This window comes from Vibrio sp. VPAP30, assembly GCF_001188205.1.
In the GTDB taxonomy this organism is placed as follows: Bacteria; Pseudomonadota; Gammaproteobacteria; order Enterobacterales; family Vibrionaceae; genus Vibrio; species Vibrio bivalvicida.
This window is the reverse complement of sequence record NZ_LBLS01000028.1, coordinates 162,451-180,407: the sequence shown is the minus strand read 5'-3', so window position 1 is coordinate 180,407 and position 17,957 is coordinate 162,451. Positions and strand designations below refer to the sequence as shown.

Sequence of the window (17,957 nt, the reverse complement as noted above, 5' to 3'; positions counted from 1 at the left end):
TATTAACCTTTCCAGTTAGGGTTGATAAGTGAAGTTAGGTTATGATCTTCCCATTGACCATTGATCAACAGATAGTCTTTAGCGAAGCCTTCTTTAATAAACCCAGCGCGTTCCAAAACCGCTTCACTACGATAATTACGTGGCATGTAACTCGCCATCACGCGATGAATATTCTGCACTTTAAACATGTAGTTTACAGCGAGCTTCAGTGCTCGCGTCATTATTCCACGACCTTGCGCACTAACGGCTAGCGAATACCCAACGCTACAAGCATGAAATGGAAAGCGAGAAATATTACTAAATGATACTGTGCCGAGCATCTCGTTGGTTTTTCTGTCGATAATCAACAAGTAATAGCCAAGTCCTATTCTATGCAGCTCATTTAACTTAATCAGCTTTTGTGTCCAGCCTGATAGTGTGAAAAAGCCATCTTCTCGCTTTGGTTCCCATTCTTTTAAATGGGTGCGATTAGCAATGAAATATTCAGAGATTAGATAACCATCTGTCGGCTCGGCAGTGCGAACTATAATGTCTTCGTCTACCTCATAAACAGAGGTAGGGGTGCTGATTCTTTCCATTTAATTTTTTCTAATACCGTATTCACGCAATTTGTTGGCCACTGACGTATGAGAGACGTTCAGGCGCTTAGCTAATTTACGACTCGAGGGAAATGATTGATAAAGTCGCTCAAGTATCTGAGATTCATACTCTTTCATTATCTCATCCAACGAGCCATCTATGTTCAATGAAGGTGTATTTGACGTTGTTGTTTCTAACTGCGGCAAGTGAAATAGTTCAGCGGTCAGCATGTCAGATTCCAGCTCAGTTAAAGCTCGCAATACCATGTTCTCTAGTTGACGCATATTGCCGGGCCATTGATAACTAACAAGCTGATCAACCAAAGACTCGTCAATAGACGGCTTAGAAATACCAAGCTGTTTAACGTACTTCGCCACAAATAACTCAAGTAACGGCGCAATATCATTCGAGCGCTCTCGTAACGGTGGAATAAGTAGAGTCAGTACATTCAAACGATAGAATAGGTCTTCGCGGAATGACCCCGACTCAGCGAGATCTGCCAACTGGTGACGCGTAGAGGCAATCACTCTTACATCCACATGAATTTCGTCTTCTTCCCCAACGCGGCGGAAAGTACCATCTTGGAGTAAGCGCAGCAGTTTAATTTGCAAATGCGGACTCATTTCACCAATTTCATCAAGGAAAACTGTGCCACCATTTGCCTGTTCAAATATCCCTTTATGGCCTTGTTCATGGTTAAACGAACCCGGTGCATGGCCAAACAACTCGGTTTCAGCAACACCATCTGGCATTGACGCACAGCTCAATACTAGAAAAGGGTTTGCTGCGCGATGGGAGCGATTATGACAAGCTCGCGCTAACATTTCTTTACCTGTTCCCGTTTCGCCTTGAATCAGAAGCGGCTGATCGAGCATAGAGAGTTTCTTCGCTTGGCTGATGAGCGCTTTATGACGATTAGAAACACCAACAAAATGTTCAAAGCCAAGGTTGTTGTGCAAAGGCAACGAGTCATCAAACAGTGGCTTTTCCTGTGCAGAGCGAATGATCATTACGGCACTTGCTAGCACCGATTCATTTGACTCATCCGAGATATAGACAGGCATTATTTCCATCATGTAGTCGAGGCCGCTAATCACGATCTCTTCTCGTTGACGAGCAATCTTACCTTCAACCCACTTAGCAAAACTGAAACTTGGGAGTAGCGTAGAGATTTGGTGTCCGAACATTTCGCTCTCTTCACAACCAAATAGCGACAACGCTGCATGGTTAGCCATGTCTACATGACCTTTTAAATCAATCGCCAATACGGGTTCAGGTAGATTGTTGAGAAGAGAAATAAGTTCGTTGTTATGACGTTCAATTGGCATGAACTGAATCTTGCGAACGTCTTTCACACCTGAGATACGACGAATCTCCGCCATCAGTTCACTAAAAGTATCGAAGTCGATATCAGGGCAGTTTAAGTAGATAATCCCGGAAACATCGATTTCAATACCTCGGAGATCGAGGTTTTTGGAAGCAAGAATATCGAGTAATTCACGAGTCAGACCAAGTCTGTCTTCACAGAAAACTTCAAGACGCACGGATAAGTCCCTACATAAGGTGTCACGAAAAGTTGACAGTAGTTTCCCTTAAGCCTAGATCCTCGTCAAGCAAACAGATATTACCTGCTTCACATTCGCACTATTTGATTGTTAAAGCGGCGACTTTTTCAACAATTTGTTTGCGAATAGCACTTAATTTAACTTGCCTATCCTTGTGCCAAGGGATTGGTCGTAACAATGCCATCGCCTTTAGGCCTAGCCTTGCTGTTAAAATACCAACACCTAACCCTTGCCCAGCACGAGCCGAAACTTTACCTGCTAAGTCCATAGACATGAGATCCATACTCGCGTCCACTGCAACTTCACTTGTGCCTGCTGCTGCCATATTAATCAATGTGGCTTTAAACAACTTAAGTCTCGACCAGTAACCTAACTCAACACCATAAACATCGGCTAGGTTGTCGATCATCTTAAAATTGCGCCACGCGACCAACATCATGTCAGCAATGGCTAATGGGCTTATAGCCACCAGAGCGGCGGACTCTGTTGCATGTTTGGAGACCACCCTAGTTGCCACTTTATCTTGCTCTGCCACGACCATAGCATCGTACATATCCAGCACTTCAGCATCGCTATGTGACGCGTTTACGCTATTCGCCCAACGATCATAACTTGGTGACTCTCGTTGAATACCCGACTGTTTGGCGACCGATTCGCAAAATGCTTTGCCTTGTCCAACACTTTCTGACTGAATAAGGGCTTCACTTTGCTCTTGAACACTAAAGTGGTTACGAAGTCTACGCAGCTTAAACAGCTCCTTGCCTATCGCTCCAACACCTAAAAGTGAAAGCGTGGCAATAAACCCTGACCAACCCAATGCGAGCCAGTCTGCTGTTTGTACCGCGGTCACCACACTATCGATTGCTTGCCAACCGACCAGACCAGCAAATGTACCTACAAGACCAGTCGCCAGCCATTTGGAGCTGGATTTAGGTCGAATCACCTGTTCTAACTCGGCTTCAACACTGATGTCTTCACTCTTGTGGTCGACTTCAACAGGAACGAACTGCTCCTGTTGCTCAAACTGCATTTGAGCGGTCAGTTCTGGATGAGATTGAGATTCATCTTGTTCACTTTGGAAAGCGTCGCTAAAAACGTGCTTTTGCTTAAGCTGCGATTTGTCACTGTTTGTCATTTAAGCTTATCTCCAATCAGATATTCAAGCGCTTTATCCATTCTAATATGAGGTAATGGCTCATCCGGTGCCCCTTGCTGTGGCCTAAAACCTGTAAACTCAAATCCTTGGTTAGCCCAGTAATTTTGCGTGGGCAACTTTTTAGGTACTTCACCCGGAAAAACGGTCATTGCTTGTTCATCTATGGTTACGCCTTGAATCGCGGGGTAAGACTGATCACCTTTGCTAATGAAGCCCGCCTGTGTCGCCTGTATTGATGCTATAGTCATGCAATTCATTTCGATGTTTTCATAAGATGCGGTTTGCCAAGCAGGGTGAACCATCTGTTGCAATAAAGACACCAAATTGGGGTGTTGCTCCGGAGTGACATGATCAGCCTTTGTTGCAGCAAACAAGATCTTATCGATTCTTGGTGCAAACAGTCTCTTCAATATGTTACTACGGCCATAACGGAAGCTATGCATGATCTGTTCAAGAGCATTACGCATATCGTGAAAAGACTCGTAACCCGCATTGAGCGGCTGCAAGCAATCCACCAGAACAATTTGACGATCAAAAGTCGAAAAATGATGCTTATAAAATGCTTTCACCACTTTTTGTTGGTACTCCTGATAACGCGCTTTAAGCATGGCTAGGTTGGAACCTTTCACTACCTTAGTCTGCTCATCAAACTGGCAAGGGAAGAACTGAAGTACAGGCGCGCCTTCTAGATCGCCCGGAAGCACGAATCTACCCGGCTGTACCCAATGCAAGCCAAGATCTTTGCAACCGTGTAGAAACTGAGTATATAGGTTAGATATTTCTACCAATGCGTTTTCATCCAACTCATCCATCAAATCAAAGCCATCGAGTTTTTCAAGCCACTTCTGCGCGAGCTGCTTACGCTCGCCCTTTAATGCATCAAACTGACTTTGAGACCATTGCTGAAAATCCATATCAAGTAGTGGTAAATCAAGTAACCACTCCCCTGGATAATCAATGATATCGATATGCAAAGTCGATGTACTACCAAACACTCTTTTGGTCTTTTTCTGCGGACGATACTTTATAGCAAGTCGAATTTCGCTCACGTCTCGAGTCGGCTCTGGCCAAATCGGAGGAGTGGCGTGAACGTGCTGCATAGCGTGATCGTAAGCGAAACGAGGAACAAGCATATTAGTCTGAGGTTCACGCTTCGCTCCAACAAGTCGCTTGTCACGGGCAGCATTAAACAATGGTAGATTCTCATGAGTTGAAGTATGTAGAAGTTGATTAACTAGCGAACTAATAAATGCGGTTTTACCTGCTCTAGACAGACCTGTTACCGCGATACGAACGTGGGAGTCCATCGTGCGGCTAAGTAAATCATTCACTTCTTGGGTAATTTGCTTCATTTACACTCTCTTATCTAACTATCGAGCTTATCGTAACGTTTCTAATCTTAATCCTAGATGAACAAAAAAGCCCCTGATATAAATCAGAGGCTTAGTGTAGCAATCAAGCAACGACAGTTAGTCGTCTTCGATCAATTTGTAGATAACAAATAGAGCAATCTCAAGTAAAACAAACAATACACAGCTAATTGTTACGTACTTTTCATCGAAAATGCTGATGCCATGAAGCACAAGGTCATAACCTATGAACACGCCAACAACCACCGCAATGATTATCTGCAAGATTTGAATAAAACGTGGCATTTTAGCTCCTGACGAATAAACAATGGTTACAGTATACAAATAAAAGGTGCAGCGTTTGCTCCACCTTTATCAGTTAATTCAATGAGTTCTCACAAGCTGAACAATCTAATTTACGCTTGGTCTTCCATTTCTTGGATTTTTACTTTCCAAGTGTCAGGACCAATCTGGTGAGCGTTAGCACCGTTTGAGTCAACCGCGACAGTTACAGGCATATCTTCTACTTCAAATTCGTAGATTGCTTCCATACCTAGGTCTTCAAAAGCAACCACGCGTGCTTTCTTAATTGCTTTAGCAACCAAGTAAGCCGCACCACCGACCGCCATTAGGTACACCGCTTTATGCTTTTTAATCGACTCTACTGTCGCTGGTCCGCGCTCAGCTTTGCCAATCATTCCCATGATGCCAGTCTCTTCTAGCATCATATCGGTAAACTTATCCATACGCGTAGAGGTCGTAGGACCAGCAGGACCAACCGCTTCATCACCCACTGCATCAACTGGACCTACGTAGTAGATAAATTTGCCTTTGAAGTCGACACCTTCAGGCAAGCCTTCACCACTTTGCAGCATGCCTTGAATGCGTTTATGCGCCGCATCGCGACCAGTTAGTATTTTGCCTGAAAGTAGAACGGTTTCGCCTGTTTTCCACTTTTCTACTTCTTCTTGAGTCACTTCATCTAGATTAACACGGCGAGTATTTGCTCCCGCTTCCCATGTGATATCCGGCCACTCTTCGAGCTTAGGTGGTTGAAGATCAGCAGGGCCAGTTCCATCAAGCGTGAAATGGACGTGACGCGTCGCGGCACAGTTAGGAATCAAGCACACTGGCTTAGAAGCAGCGTGAGTTGGCGCTGTTTTAATTTTAACATCAACAACGGTAGTCAAACCGCCTAGACCTTGAGCACCAATACCCAACTTATTGACGCGGTTGAAAATATCAAGGCGAAGCTCTTCTTCCGCATTTTGTGGACCACGGTCAATCAGCTTCTGAATGTCGATGTGCTCCATCAGAGACTCTTTCGCCAATACCGCAGCTTTTTCTGCTGTACCACCAATACCGATACCAAGCATGCCCGGTGGACACCAACCTGCGCCCATTGTTGGTAGCGTTTTCTCTACCCACTCGGCGATATCATCCGATGGGTTAAGCATCACCATCTTGGTCTTGTTTTCTGATCCGCCGCCTTTCGCTGCAATTTGAATTTCAACCTTGTTACCCGGCACCATATTGATATGAACAACGGCAGGCGTGTTGTCTTTGGTGTTGATTCGCTTACCTGCTGGGTCCATAAGAACCGAGGCACGTAGCGGGTTGTCTGGGTTGGTGTAGGCTTGGCGTACACCTTCATCCACCATCTGCTGAACAGTCAGATCGGTTGAGTCCCATTGGACACCCATGCCCACATTCACAAAACAGGTCACAATACCAGTGTCCTGACAAATTGGACGATGGCCTTCTGCAGACATACGAGAGTTAATTAGGATTTGAGCAATGGCATCTTTCGCCGCTTGACTCTCTTCACGGTTATAGGCTTTTTCTAGGGCTTGGACAAAGTCTAATGGGTGGTAATAAGAAATGTACTGGAGCGCATCAGCAACACTGCTGATCACATCCTGCTGGCGAATTACGGTCATTGCATGCCTCGTTATATTTTTGCTTCCTTTTTATGGTCGAACACAAACGTTTGCTTGTTGATTTTATATTTGCAAAACACTGGTGTAGCGACCTTTGTGGTCATTATGATACTCTTGCTTTCCTCAACACGCTACGTAATCAACGATCTCTTTGTCACAAATTAAACAAATGAATAACATCAAGCCAAATCGCTTAGAAATCAAACCGATTCCTTATCAGCCAGACATTGCAACGCAGTATTTTAGCCATATTGAGATGCTTCCTTGGTCGATGCTTTTGCGTTCCCCTTCGCGTACTCATGTTGATAGTCGATTTGATGTATTGGTCGCACAACCTGTAGCAACCGTTACCACGCACGGCAACGAGAGTTATATTGTGGCTGGCGATGATACTGAAAGCTCAAGTGATAACCCGTTTGAACTGCTCAAACGAGTCCAAGCGCAGCGACTACCCGATATTGAATACTCAGGCGAGCTGCCTTTCGTTGGTGGCGTACTGGGTTATTTTGCCTATGACTTAGGTCGTCGTGTTGAGCGATTACCATCAATCGCTGAGCAAGACCTAGTCTCGCCCGACATGGCAATTGGCCTTTACGATTGGGCAATGATTGTTGATCACCAAGAGAAATCGGCGTTTGTCGTTGGTGTAGAGACAGAGTCACGCTGGCAATGGTTATGTGCACAAGAAACAAAGTCAAACGGAACGTTTACTCTCTCCGACGAATGGACGTCGAACATGACCAAAACCAGTTACATTGACAAGTTTAACCAAGTTCAGGAGTATCTGCGCTCAGGCGACTGCTACCAGATCAACTTGGCACAGAGATTTAGTGCACCTTATCAGGGGGGGGAGTGGCAAGCCTACCAAAAACTGGAACAGGTAAACCAAGGGCCGTTCTCAGCCTTTATTCGTACTGAACAAGGCGCAATTTTAAGTGTTTCTCCGGAACGTTTTTTACAATTGAAAGAGCGCCAGATTGAAACGAAACCAATCAAAGGAACACGCCCTCGTTCGGCGGATCCGCTCACTGACAGAAATGCCGCTGTCGAACTCGCCCATGCTGAAAAAGATCAGGCAGAAAACCTGATGATCGTTGACCTCTTAAGGAATGACGTGGGACGAGTTGCCAAACCAGGCTCTGTCCATGTTCCGAAGCTCTTCGATATTGAAAGTTTCCCGGCGGTTCATCACCTAGTCAGTACAATATGTGCTGAACTTGATACTCAATATAGTGCATCTGACCTTCTTAAAGCTTCTTTTCCTGGAGGTTCGATAACAGGCGCTCCTAAGATTCGAGCAATGGAAATCATTGAAGAGCTTGAGCCTCACCGCCGCAGTGCTTACTGCGGCAGTATCGGCTATATCAGTCGTCATGGCCGTATGGACACGAGTATTACTATTCGTACCTTAGTGGCCGAAAATGGAACAATTCATGTTTGGGCAGGTGGTGGGCTTGTAGCCGACAGTCAATGTGAATCAGAATATCAAGAGACCTTGGACAAACTGAGTCGAATTCTACCTGTTCTTACGAAATAGACCTTATACATCAAAATCGTGGGCTTAGTACCTAGGGTTTGCAGAGCTAAGGCTAAGCCCATTTTTCTAGCATGAGCTTAAGATCTTTTGCCGTGTATGGTTTGGTCAAGATATCGTCCATACCACATTGAATACACCTATCACGCTCTTCTAATGTGGTTCCAGCGGTCAGCGCAATAATTGGCTGCGTGTATTCTTGCTCTCGCAAGTAGGCTGTCGCTTCAAAACCATCCATTTCTGGCATACGGCAATCCATAAAAATCAAGTCATAGTAGCTGGTATTAAACGCTTTAATCGCTTCAAGGCCATTGTTTGCGAGATCGGGAGTAATCGAGAGCTTCTTTAACATTTGATTTATGATGACTTGATTCATACGAATATCATCAACTACAAGAATGGAGAGTTGTTCAAGCGATCTTGTCTGCCCTTTCGATTGTGGTTTCGCTTTATATGCCACTCGCTCAGAGGCCTCTTTTATTGGCAATCGAACATCAAATCGACTCCCTTTTCCAACTTCACTGAACAGGGAAATATCGCCAGACATCAGTTCTATTAGATTCTTACATATTGCCAGCCCTAAACCAGTCCCTTCAAAATTCCGCTTTGCAGTTCTATCGGCTTGAACAAAAGGAGTGAACAGTTGTTTTTGCGCTTCTTTGCTGATCCCTACGCCGGTGTCAACAATAGAGATAAATAAACTGTCCCCGTCCCATTTAACGCTGACCACCACCTCTCCTTTAGAGGTAAACTTAATTGCATTGCCGATAAGGTTAATTAGTATCTGGTTTATTCGTTCGAAGTCACCAATGAAGGTCTCAGGAATTCCGCCCTGTTCATGAAATTCAAAGCGAATCCCCTTTTCTTGAGCTTGGGTTTCGAATATGCCGTAGACCATGTTTTTCAGCTCTTCCCATTGGAACTGAGAAGGTATCAACTGCATCATACCTGCACTCATTTTGCTGAAATCAAGGATATCATTGATGATATGACGCAGTAGGTCTCCGGAATGGGATAGGTTGCTTAATAACGTCTGCTGGTCTTCATCCAAGTGAGTGCTTGCCAGTAACTCAGCACTACCTAATAATCCATTCAGTGGGGTTCTCAACTCATGGTTGATCATTGCGACAAACTCTTTCGTTGAGCGTTCAGATTCTTCCGCCCTAGCCCGTGCCTCTTGGTTGCTAGTAATAATGAGCTGTCGGCAGATGGCACTACACAGCAACTCAGCGACAAGCAACAACTGGTTGACAACAAACTCGCGTTCGATATCAATGTTTAACACTTCTACGGCAAGCTCTCCGACAACTTCATGCTCCACTTCTATTGGTAGCTTTAATGTATTTTGCTCCCAAATTGCGTATGGCTTAATCAACTCTATGTCTCTCGCCACCGCAGAACCAAATGTATTGCCAATGACAGTGGTGATGAGACCAGGAGTAATAAACAAACCTATCTGCTTCAATGCTGTCGAAGCCATCAACCGCTCAAGCAAATTAGTAATCAAGCCATCATCTAGAGTACGACCTAAAAAAGCGCGACCAAAATGGATCAATGCCTCATTGATGTGCTGCTCAAATTCGAGTTTATGTAAGTCACTATGGGTTTGCTTTTTGAGTTGCGTTAATACCAACTCTAAATGTTGGTTAGTCTCATACAGCTCGAGGCTTTTTTGCTCTAACAGCTGTTCTGCTTGTTTGCGAGCCGCTATTTCTCTGGCGAGCTTTCTTTCTAATGGAGACTTTTTATCCATTGACAGCTATCCTACCAAGCTAACCTTAAACCGAACCTGACTGCCGTCGCCAGATAAGTTTTCCATGGTCATAGTCAGACGCTCATTAAAAAACTCAGCGCATCCCTCGATTAATCCTAAACAAACATGAGGCAAACAGCGTGCGCTCTGGTAGTCGAACACCATGTCACTTTCCGTTTCCGAGATAAATACAAATGAAGGAGGGTTCGCTTCCGGGTAGAGCTTTTTAACTTCTATATGTATGTAGTCTTCGACCAACTTGATAAATTGAAACGTCGTTTTGCAACCTTGTAGGCTATTATTATCAGGTAAGGTGTTATAAAGGTTATTAAAAACTGACTGGCCGAACACACGTTGTAGATCTTCAGGGGAAATACCCGTGCGTTTACTAAGTTGTATGATGAGTTTGACCAGATTGCGATGGTCGTAGCTTCCAACTGCAGTGTATACGCCACTATCACCCACCGCAGAAAGCAGGCTATCAAGTTCATCTAAGCCAAACTTCTGTTCGACTAGGTCCATAAACTCGGTAAAGATAATGCCTTTCATGTTTTACGCTATCCTTGAGCCGATAGATGTAATAGAAAGCATGAGTCATATTGATGGTTTTTTCAAATATCAAAGGAGCTAACGTGTTGTCTGAGCTAAATAAAAGTCACTTAATTCAGCAATTTCAAATGCACCAGACTGTCGACTATCATCAGGAAGCTATCAAACGTGTTTCACACCTCAATCAGAGTAATTTACGTAAAGCATCTGTCTTAATCGGTTTTGTAGAAAGAAAACACGGCATCAACGTCCTATTCACTCGCCGAGCGAAACACCTTAAGCACCATCCAGGGCAAGTAAGCTTTCCTGGTGGAAAGTTTGAACCTACTGATCTCGACTTATCTCACACAGCTTTACGTGAAACTTTTGAAGAAGTAGGGATTGAACAAGATAAAATCGAGATCTTTGGCCAGATGCCAGAGTTAGTCACTATCAGTCGCTTTACCGTAACGCCTTATTTGGCATTCATCTCTTCCGACTACCAAACTCAGATCGACACGAATGAAGTCGATGAAGTCTTTGAAGTTCCTGCCTCTGTTGTCCTCGACAAAGAAAAATTACACAGTCAGCAATTTCGAGTTAATAATTTTTCACATCGTGTCTTCGGACTTTCTTACAATTCTCATTTTATTTGGGGAATGACCGCGCAAATCATCCAAGCTATGCAGAATCATATTATGCATCAATATTAATAAAATCATTGAATGGTTTATTTTTGTTCACATTAGTTAAATTTTTTATCAATAAAGCAAACGTTTTCCTGCGACACGCATAAAACAAATTTGCAACAACATTAGTTTTACTAATGCCATGGATTAGCATAAATCACCAGTAGCACATCATTTTCGTGACCAAAAACCTGTTTTTGACATATCATGTTATAACTTGAATCAATTCATGATTTAGATCTATTTTTCATGCAAGATTTTTATGCAAAATTGCCCCCGACTTATTTCCTGTTCCCAAAAATGAGTATCACAAAATGAATACTACTACTACTGCGGGTAAAACCGCACAATCGTCTAGTAAGTTTACTTACAAAGACTTCACTTGGTGCCTATCGCTATTCGGTACAGCTGTAGGTGCTGGCGTACTTTTCCTTCCAATTAAAGCAGGCGCTGGTGGCTTCTGGCCATTAGTAATCCTTGCTCTAATCGCAGCTCCAATGACTTGGTTTGCACACAAGTCTCTGGCTCGTTTTGTACTATCTGCGAAAAATCCTGAAGCTGATATCACTGACACTGTTGAAGAACACTTTGGTAAAACTGGCGCAAACATCATCACTTTTGCATACTTCTTCGCCATTTACCCAATCGTACTAATCTACGGCGTTGGTATCACAAATACTGTTGATTCTTTCCTAGTCAACCAAATGGGTATGGAATCCATCCCTCGCTGGCTACTTTCTGGCGCGTTAATCGCTGCTATGACTGCTGGCGTTGTGTTTGGTAAAGAGCTAATGCTAAAAGCAACATCTGCACTGGTTTACCCACTCGTTGCGATCCTGCTAGCACTTTCTTTCTACCTAATTCCTGATTGGAACAGCTCAATGGTAGAAGTAGCACCAGACTGGTCTTCTATGCCATCTGTTGTTTGGCTAGCAATCCCAATCATCGTATTCTCTTTCAACCACAGCCCGGTTATTTCTCAGTTCTCTAAAGAGCAACGTCGTGTATACGGTGACGATGCTGTTAAGAAAACAGACGCTATCACTGGTGGCGCAGCAATGATGCTAATGGGCTTCGTAATGTTCTTCGTGTTCTCTGTAGTACTTTCTCTATCTCCAGAGCAACTAGCAATGGCAAAAGAGCAAAACATCTCTGTTCTTTCTTACCTAGCAAACGTTCACGAATCTCCACTGATTTCTTACATGGGTCCTCTAGTGGCATTTGCAGCAATCACTTCAAGCTACTTTGGTCACTTCCTAGGTGCTCACGAAGGTCTAGTTGGTCTGATCAAGTCTCGCTCTGAAACTTCAGTTAGCAAAATTGAGAAAACATCACTACTGTTCATCGTTATCACTACATGGATTGTGGCTATCGTTAACCCAAGCATCCTAGGTATGATTGAAACAATGGGCGCGCCAATGATTGCGGCAATCCTATTCCTAATGCCTGTATTCGCAATGCAAAAAGTACCTGCAATGGCGAAGTACAAAACTTCGGCACCTGTACAGATTTTCACAGCAATCTGTGGTATTGCGGCAATTACTTCTGTAATCTACGGCGCTCTTTAATCTAAGGCTTTATAAGTCTGATTAAACCAAGAATATAACGATAATAATAAGCCTCCCTCTCCCCTTGGGAGGCTTTGTTCTGAGGTAATCGATATGATTAGTGTTTTTGATATCTATAAGATCGGCGTTGGTCCTTCTAGTTCTCACACTGTAGGTCCAATGAAGGCAGGTAAAGAATTTATTGATGATTTACGCTCAATGGGAAAATTGCGCGACATCACTAAAATTACCGTCGACGTTTATGGATCACTATCACTGACAGGGAAAGGTCACCACACAGATATTGCTATCATCATGGGTCTTGCAGGCAACACCCCTGAGAAAGTTGATATCGACTCTATTCCGGGCTTTATGGCTCGTGTAGAAGAAACTGAGCGCCTTCCTGTTGGCATGCACTGTCACACAGTATCGTTCCCAAAAGAGGGTGGTATGAACTTTCATACTACTAACCTTGAACTTCACGAGAACGGCATGCAAATCCATGCTTGGATTGGTGAAGAGCTGGCTTACTCTAAGACTTATTACTCAATCGGCGGTGGTTTCATCGTTGATGAAGAGAACTTCGGCAAGGAAGAAGAAAACCCGGTTAAATCACCTTACGAATTTACTACCGCTGAAGAGCTAGTGAACCAGTGCAAAGATAACGGTCTTTCTATCAGCACGCTTGTAATGCAGAACCAAGCCGCGCTTCATTCTGACGAAGAGTCTCGTACTTACTTTGCTAACATCTGGAAAACCATGCGTGAGTGTATGGATCGCGGCATGAATACCGAAGGTATCCTGCCTGGCCCGCTACGCGTACCTCGCCGTGCTGCTGCGCTGCGTCAGCAACTTCTAACGTCTGAAAAAACAACTAACGATCCTATGTCGGTTGTCGACTGGGTGAACATGTTTGCTTTCGCCGTTAACGAAGAAAACGCAGCGGGTGGTCGTGTGGTTACTGCACCTACCAATGGTGCTTGTGGCATCATCCCAGCAGTACTCGCTTACTACGATAAGTTCATTCAGACTGTGACTGAAAAAGATTACATCCGTTACTTTGCCGCTTCTGGCGCAATCGGTGGTCTATACAAGCGCAACGCATCTATCTCTGGTGCAGAGGTTGGCTGTCAGGGTGAAGTGGGCGTAGCATGTTCTATGGCGGCCGCGGGTCTTGCTGAGCTTATGGGTGGTAGCCCTGAGCAAGTGTGTATGGCTGCAGAAATTGCTATGGAGCACAATCTAGGTTTGACGTGTGACCCAGTTGCAGGTCAGGTACAGGTTCCTTGTATTGAACGTAACGGTATTGCTGCTGTGAAAGCAATTAACTCTACTCGCATGGCTCTACGCCGTTCTTCTGCACCAACGGTATCTCTGGATAAAGTAATTGAAACTATGCTAGAGACAGGTAAAGACATGAACGCGAAATACCGTGAGACTTCTCAGGGTGGCCTGGCAGTTAAGGTTATTTGCTAATCTTACTGAAACCTTATTAAACAAAGCCTGAGCCACTGCTCAGGCTTTTTTATTATCACTAGATCAAGAACCATTCACCACACAACTTCATCATTTAATTAGTTTTATAAAAAAATATAAATATGTCGCTATATCCAAATACTTTGGATTTGCTCGTATTTAATCACATCCAAACGCCTCATTTATTGATAACTTCATCCCCTTTTCAACTCAGGGTTATTATTCGAATGATTAGGTTTGAACTTGGAAGTCAAATCTGTGTGTGCCTGTCGGAAAACGAACTCTCTATCGAGATCAATCACCAACGACATGCATCCCTTTACATTACTCACAATGAATATCTTATATTAAACACTATATCCGCATTTGGGACGCTTAACTCACCGATATGCCAACGCTCAATTGAGCGAAAAATAGCGCAAAATCACCAGGTAACATTACCTGAGAATGGCTTCAAGAATGTCATTGCTTCATTGCGTAAGAAATTCAAGAAACTGATCGATCCACACTTATCAACGAGAAAAAACATCATCGAAAATATCCACCGTGTTGGTTATTTTGTGCCTTTCGAGAGTCATGACAGCCAGAAAAATGGCGCCGAGCAACAAAGAAGAGTTGATAAACATGCCAAACACGCGCTGGTCACTGCGGTTAAGTATTGCTTGACGAACCGCAAGGTCTATTTGGACCTAGGATTAGTTTTGATCTTAACCAGTGTTGGCTTTATCTTTATTTGCTACATCACTATTAACGCCCTTATAAAGCAAACATACTTTAATGACATTAACGCCTTCACCGACACGCTTGCAGACCAAACATGTTTTACCGATCAAGAAACACTAAGTTCAATGTTTGATCAGGTCGAGTTAGTTGAATCAGGTATGATGATCGACCGCTTTAATACTCGCTGCCTAATAACGCCAGAACATGTTATGCCGGTTAGCCGAACCCAATACAATCAGTGGTTGGAAAACAACAACTACATCATGCATGAGTTTGGAAAAAAGGGCGCAACCATGACGGTGAGAGTAAAGAATATTAACCTGTCTCGAAGCATAGAGGGGCACCTTTCACGCTTCTTTCTTAAAGGTATGAAAATCTGCACCAATACAGGAACATCTCTTGATGTCGGCAAAACTGATGGCCGCCCTTCAATCAGTAAGGAAACCAATGTAGGGTACAAAGAGTTTTTTTATATCTCTAATCCTATCCGCAACATTCTACTGTTTGCTACGCTACTGATCATTGCTCTGCGCTACAAGAACTTGTTCGCCCTTAGCCAATATTTAATGGGTATCAGACAGTTTAACATCAAGCTAGAACCTATCTATGACACAGAGGGCCACGTTAACCTCCACTATGAAGCACTATCCCGCTTCACAACAACGAATACTCAAAAGTTTATTGAAACCCTCATCGCCAGAGATCTGTTATTGACTCACACTTTGTTGGTGATAAAGACACTGTATGGTGACGGCAAAAATTTACTTGCACCAGTGAGTGTCAACGTGTGCCCCTCACTCTTAAAGAGTACTAATTTTAGGTCTCTATATCAGTGCTTATCTGGTTATGACTGTAGCCACCTCACCATAGAGATAACAGAAAACGCATCAATGTATTACACCGATGAGATATACGCCAATATCCGCCAAATCAAGTCTCTAGGTTGCAAAATAAGTATCGATGATTTTGGAACCGGGAATAATAATGTTGAGCTGATTGGTAAGATCAAGCCTGACTATCTAAAAATAGACAGAGACTTCGTTATCGGTATGCGCCAAGACGAGAAGAAAGTTGAAACGGTCCGACAACTCATTGCTATGGGTAAAGCCTACCAATGTACGATTATTGTTGAAGGTGTAGAAACAGCAGAATGTGCTCACCTGCTGACAAAGCTAGGAGCAAAAATACATCAAGGCTTCTATTACGCCCTTACCTAAAATTATAAACCAAGGTGGCTTAGCTTAAGTCACCTTAGTTCTCTCCATATAAATCACTAAACACTAGTCTTGCCCATTCAAACCCAGCAAATACCTGTTGACGTCAATATCACCCCAATCTGTTGTTTGTGAGACATTCTGCATAATTTTGCAAACCTAATTTATTCAAACAAATAAAAATGCGACGAACCTTAAACTTATTGACATAGTAAATACCTATCTTGGTTGTGATTTTTTAATCCAATGAGAAAACCTATGACAATAAAAATGAACAAACTCACCCTAGTCGCATTAATGTGTTCACCTATGGCTTTTGCACAAATACAAAATGGCGACTTTGAGCAGTGGAATGGAAACACACCCGTTAACTGGACAACTATCGACTCTGGTATATCTGTTGCCCCATCGAATGTTCAGATAAAAAGCGGTGGTTTATCCGCTCATATCACCATTAATACAGGCACGCAAAGTAACACCGACTTTTTGCAAACAGTTTCTGTCGAGCAAGGAAAAACGTACCCATTCTCGGCTGCCATCTATCATACAGAAGGCAAGGTAAAAGCAAGGCTCATCGTTGACGGATACCAGAATTATTCAGATCCATCCAAAACAAACCAATGGCAGGATCTCACCTATACATATACTGCCACCAGCAGCAAAGACATTCAGGTTGGACTCAGGTTTTACGATGTATCAGGTTTCGACGGTTCAGAAGCGGTTTACGTTGACAACTTCCAACCATCAAACACCACAAACCCTCAGCCACCGACATGTGATAAGACTAATCTCACCCTCTCGTTGACTACCGACCAATATGGCTCAGAGACTTCTTGGAACATCAAAAACAGTGGCTCGACAGTTATAGCCTCAGGAGAGGGTTACAGTAACTCTATCACCTATACCAAGGATATTTGTCTCGACGATGGCAACTATCAGTTCACGATCCTAGACAGCTACGGAGATGGTATTTGCTGTAACTCTGGTAACGGCTCTTATTCCTTGAAAAATGGTCAAGAAGTCATTGTGTCCGGCGGTCAATTCCAAAACAGTCAGACCACCGACTTTACTCTTGGTGGTACTACCCCACCGCCCACTAGCGACTACTATAAATCTGCACTAGGCAAATCAGAATTTGAGCTAAAATCGGCTCTCCATGACATCATTAAAAACCACAATAGCCGAGGCTATTCTGCGATTTGGACGCTAGTTAAAGACGCCGATATAGATAACTACTACGAGAAAGACGGTTCAATTCTCGATGTCTACTCAGAGAAACCGGAATCGTCAGACGCTATCAACTTCACCAAAGTCACAGATCAGTGTGGGCAATACAGTCGCGAAGGGGATTGCTACAACCGTGAGCACTCTTTCCCTAAAAGCTGGTTTGGTGGCAAGGTAGAACCAATGAACTCTGACGCACATCACTTGTTCGCCACCGACGGTTACGTTAATGCGAAACGTAGTAACTGGCCGTTTGGTGAGGTTACGAGTGCGACTTATGTCTCAAGCAATGGCTCAAAACTTGGTAGCGCTAGTAGTTCATTAGGCTACAGCGGTACGGTGTTTGAACCTATTGATGAATTTAAAGGAGATTTTGCTCGTGCATATTTCTATATGGCAACTCGCTACGAAAATGTGATTGGTAACTGGCAGAACAATAGCGCTAATGCAGACGCGGTACTCAACGGAACAAGCACTACTGTATTTGAACCTTGGCTGCTTTCGATGTTAAAGCGTTGGCACAAAGAGGATCCTGTCAGTACGAAGGAAGTGAATCGCAATCAAGCCGTATTTGAATTCCAAGGAAATCGAAACCCATTTATCGACCACCCAGAGTTTGTCGCGCAAATTTGGGGAAATTAATCCCAATATAAAAATAGGCGCTAGTCAGCGCCTATTTT

General features: G+C 43.6%; 14 protein-coding genes. 6 read left to right on the top strand and 8 right to left on the bottom strand.

The window, feature by feature from the left end; translation table 11 throughout:
* Window positions 1–2: 2 nt before the first annotated feature.
* The 6 genes from rimJ to ZX61_RS13095 form a co-directional block, all read right to left on the bottom strand.
* The gene (gene rimJ / locus ZX61_RS13120) at window positions 3–578 is read right to left on the bottom strand and encodes a ribosomal protein S5-alanine N-acetyltransferase (protein ID WP_049845081.1); all 576 of its coding nucleotides are present in this window, start codon (window positions 576–578) and stop codon (window positions 3–5) included.
* Window positions 579–2,123: a transcriptional regulator TyrR gene (gene tyrR, locus ZX61_RS13115; RefSeq protein ID WP_049845080.1), complete on the bottom strand. Its 1,545-nt coding sequence runs from the start codon at window positions 2,121–2,123 to the stop codon at window positions 579–581.
* A 100-nt stretch (window positions 2,124–2,223) separates the two neighbouring features.
* Window positions 2,224–3,279 (bottom strand): YcjF family protein, encoded by a 1,056-nt coding sequence (locus ZX61_RS13110; RefSeq protein ID WP_049845079.1) that lies wholly within the window; start codon window positions 3,277–3,279, stop codon window positions 2,224–2,226.
* Window positions 3,276–4,652 (bottom strand): YcjX family protein, encoded by a 1,377-nt coding sequence (locus ZX61_RS13105; RefSeq protein WP_049845078.1) that lies wholly within the window; start codon window positions 4,650–4,652, stop codon window positions 3,276–3,278. Before ZX61_RS13105 ends, ZX61_RS13110 begins: the two co-directional genes overlap by 4 nt.
* 117 nt (window positions 4,653–4,769) lie before the next feature.
* Entirely contained in the window at window positions 4,770–4,955 is a 186-nt protein-coding gene (locus ZX61_RS13100) for a hypothetical protein (protein WP_049845077.1), read from the bottom strand.
* Between the two features lie 110 nt (window positions 4,956–5,065).
* Window positions 5,066–6,589 carry a fumarate hydratase gene (locus ZX61_RS13095; RefSeq protein WP_049845076.1) on the bottom strand — a complete coding sequence of 508 codons (1,524 nt, stop codon included), beginning with the start codon at window positions 6,587–6,589 and terminating at the stop codon, window positions 5,066–5,068.
* 169 nt (window positions 6,590–6,758) lie between these two features.
* Here ZX61_RS13095 and pabB point away from each other — a divergent pair, with 169 nt between their 5' ends.
* Window positions 6,759–8,126: an aminodeoxychorismate synthase component 1 gene (gene pabB / locus ZX61_RS13090; protein WP_049845075.1), complete on the top strand. Its 1,368-nt coding sequence runs from the start codon at window positions 6,759–6,761 to the stop codon at window positions 8,124–8,126.
* Between the two features lie 52 nt (window positions 8,127–8,178).
* Here pabB and ZX61_RS13085 read toward each other — a convergent pair whose 3' ends face one another.
* Both ZX61_RS13085 and ZX61_RS13080 read right to left on the bottom strand, forming a co-directional pair.
* On the bottom strand, window positions 8,179–9,876 hold the full coding sequence (locus ZX61_RS13085) for an ATP-binding protein (RefSeq protein WP_049845074.1): 1,698 nt from the start codon (window positions 9,874–9,876) through the stop codon (window positions 8,179–8,181).
* A 6-nt stretch (window positions 9,877–9,882) separates the two neighbouring features.
* Window positions 9,883–10,425: a heme NO-binding domain-containing protein gene (locus tag ZX61_RS13080; protein ID WP_049845073.1), complete on the bottom strand. Its 543-nt coding sequence runs from the start codon at window positions 10,423–10,425 to the stop codon at window positions 9,883–9,885.
* An 83-nt stretch (window positions 10,426–10,508) separates the two neighbouring features.
* Here ZX61_RS13080 and ZX61_RS13075 point away from each other — a divergent pair, with 83 nt between their 5' ends.
* The 5 genes from ZX61_RS13075 (at window position 10,509) to ZX61_RS13055 (ending at window position 17,919) form a co-directional block, all read left to right on the top strand.
* Window positions 10,509–11,117 (top strand): CoA pyrophosphatase, encoded by a 609-nt coding sequence (locus tag ZX61_RS13075; protein WP_049845125.1) that lies wholly within the window; start codon window positions 10,509–10,511, stop codon window positions 11,115–11,117.
* A gap of 290 nt (window positions 11,118–11,407) precedes the next feature.
* Complete coding sequence (locus ZX61_RS13070; RefSeq protein WP_049845072.1) at window positions 11,408–12,661, top strand: aromatic amino acid transport family protein; 1,254 nt, start codon at window positions 11,408–11,410, stop codon at window positions 12,659–12,661.
* 93 nt (window positions 12,662–12,754) lie between these two features.
* A complete protein-coding gene (locus tag ZX61_RS13065; protein WP_049845071.1) occupies window positions 12,755–14,116 on the top strand; it encodes an L-serine ammonia-lyase in 1,362 nt (453 codons plus the stop codon).
* Window positions 14,117–14,343: 227 nt separating this feature from the next.
* Window positions 14,344–16,056, top strand: coding sequence for a cyclic di-GMP phosphodiesterase TpdA (gene tpdA / locus ZX61_RS13060; protein ID WP_049845070.1), 1,713 nt, complete (start codon window positions 14,344–14,346; stop codon window positions 16,054–16,056).
* Window positions 16,057–16,311: 255 nt separating this feature from the next.
* A complete protein-coding gene (locus ZX61_RS13055) occupies window positions 16,312–17,919 on the top strand; it encodes an endonuclease (RefSeq protein ID WP_049845069.1) in 1,608 nt (535 codons plus the stop codon).
* The last annotated feature ends 38 nt before the right edge of the window (window positions 17,920–17,957 follow it).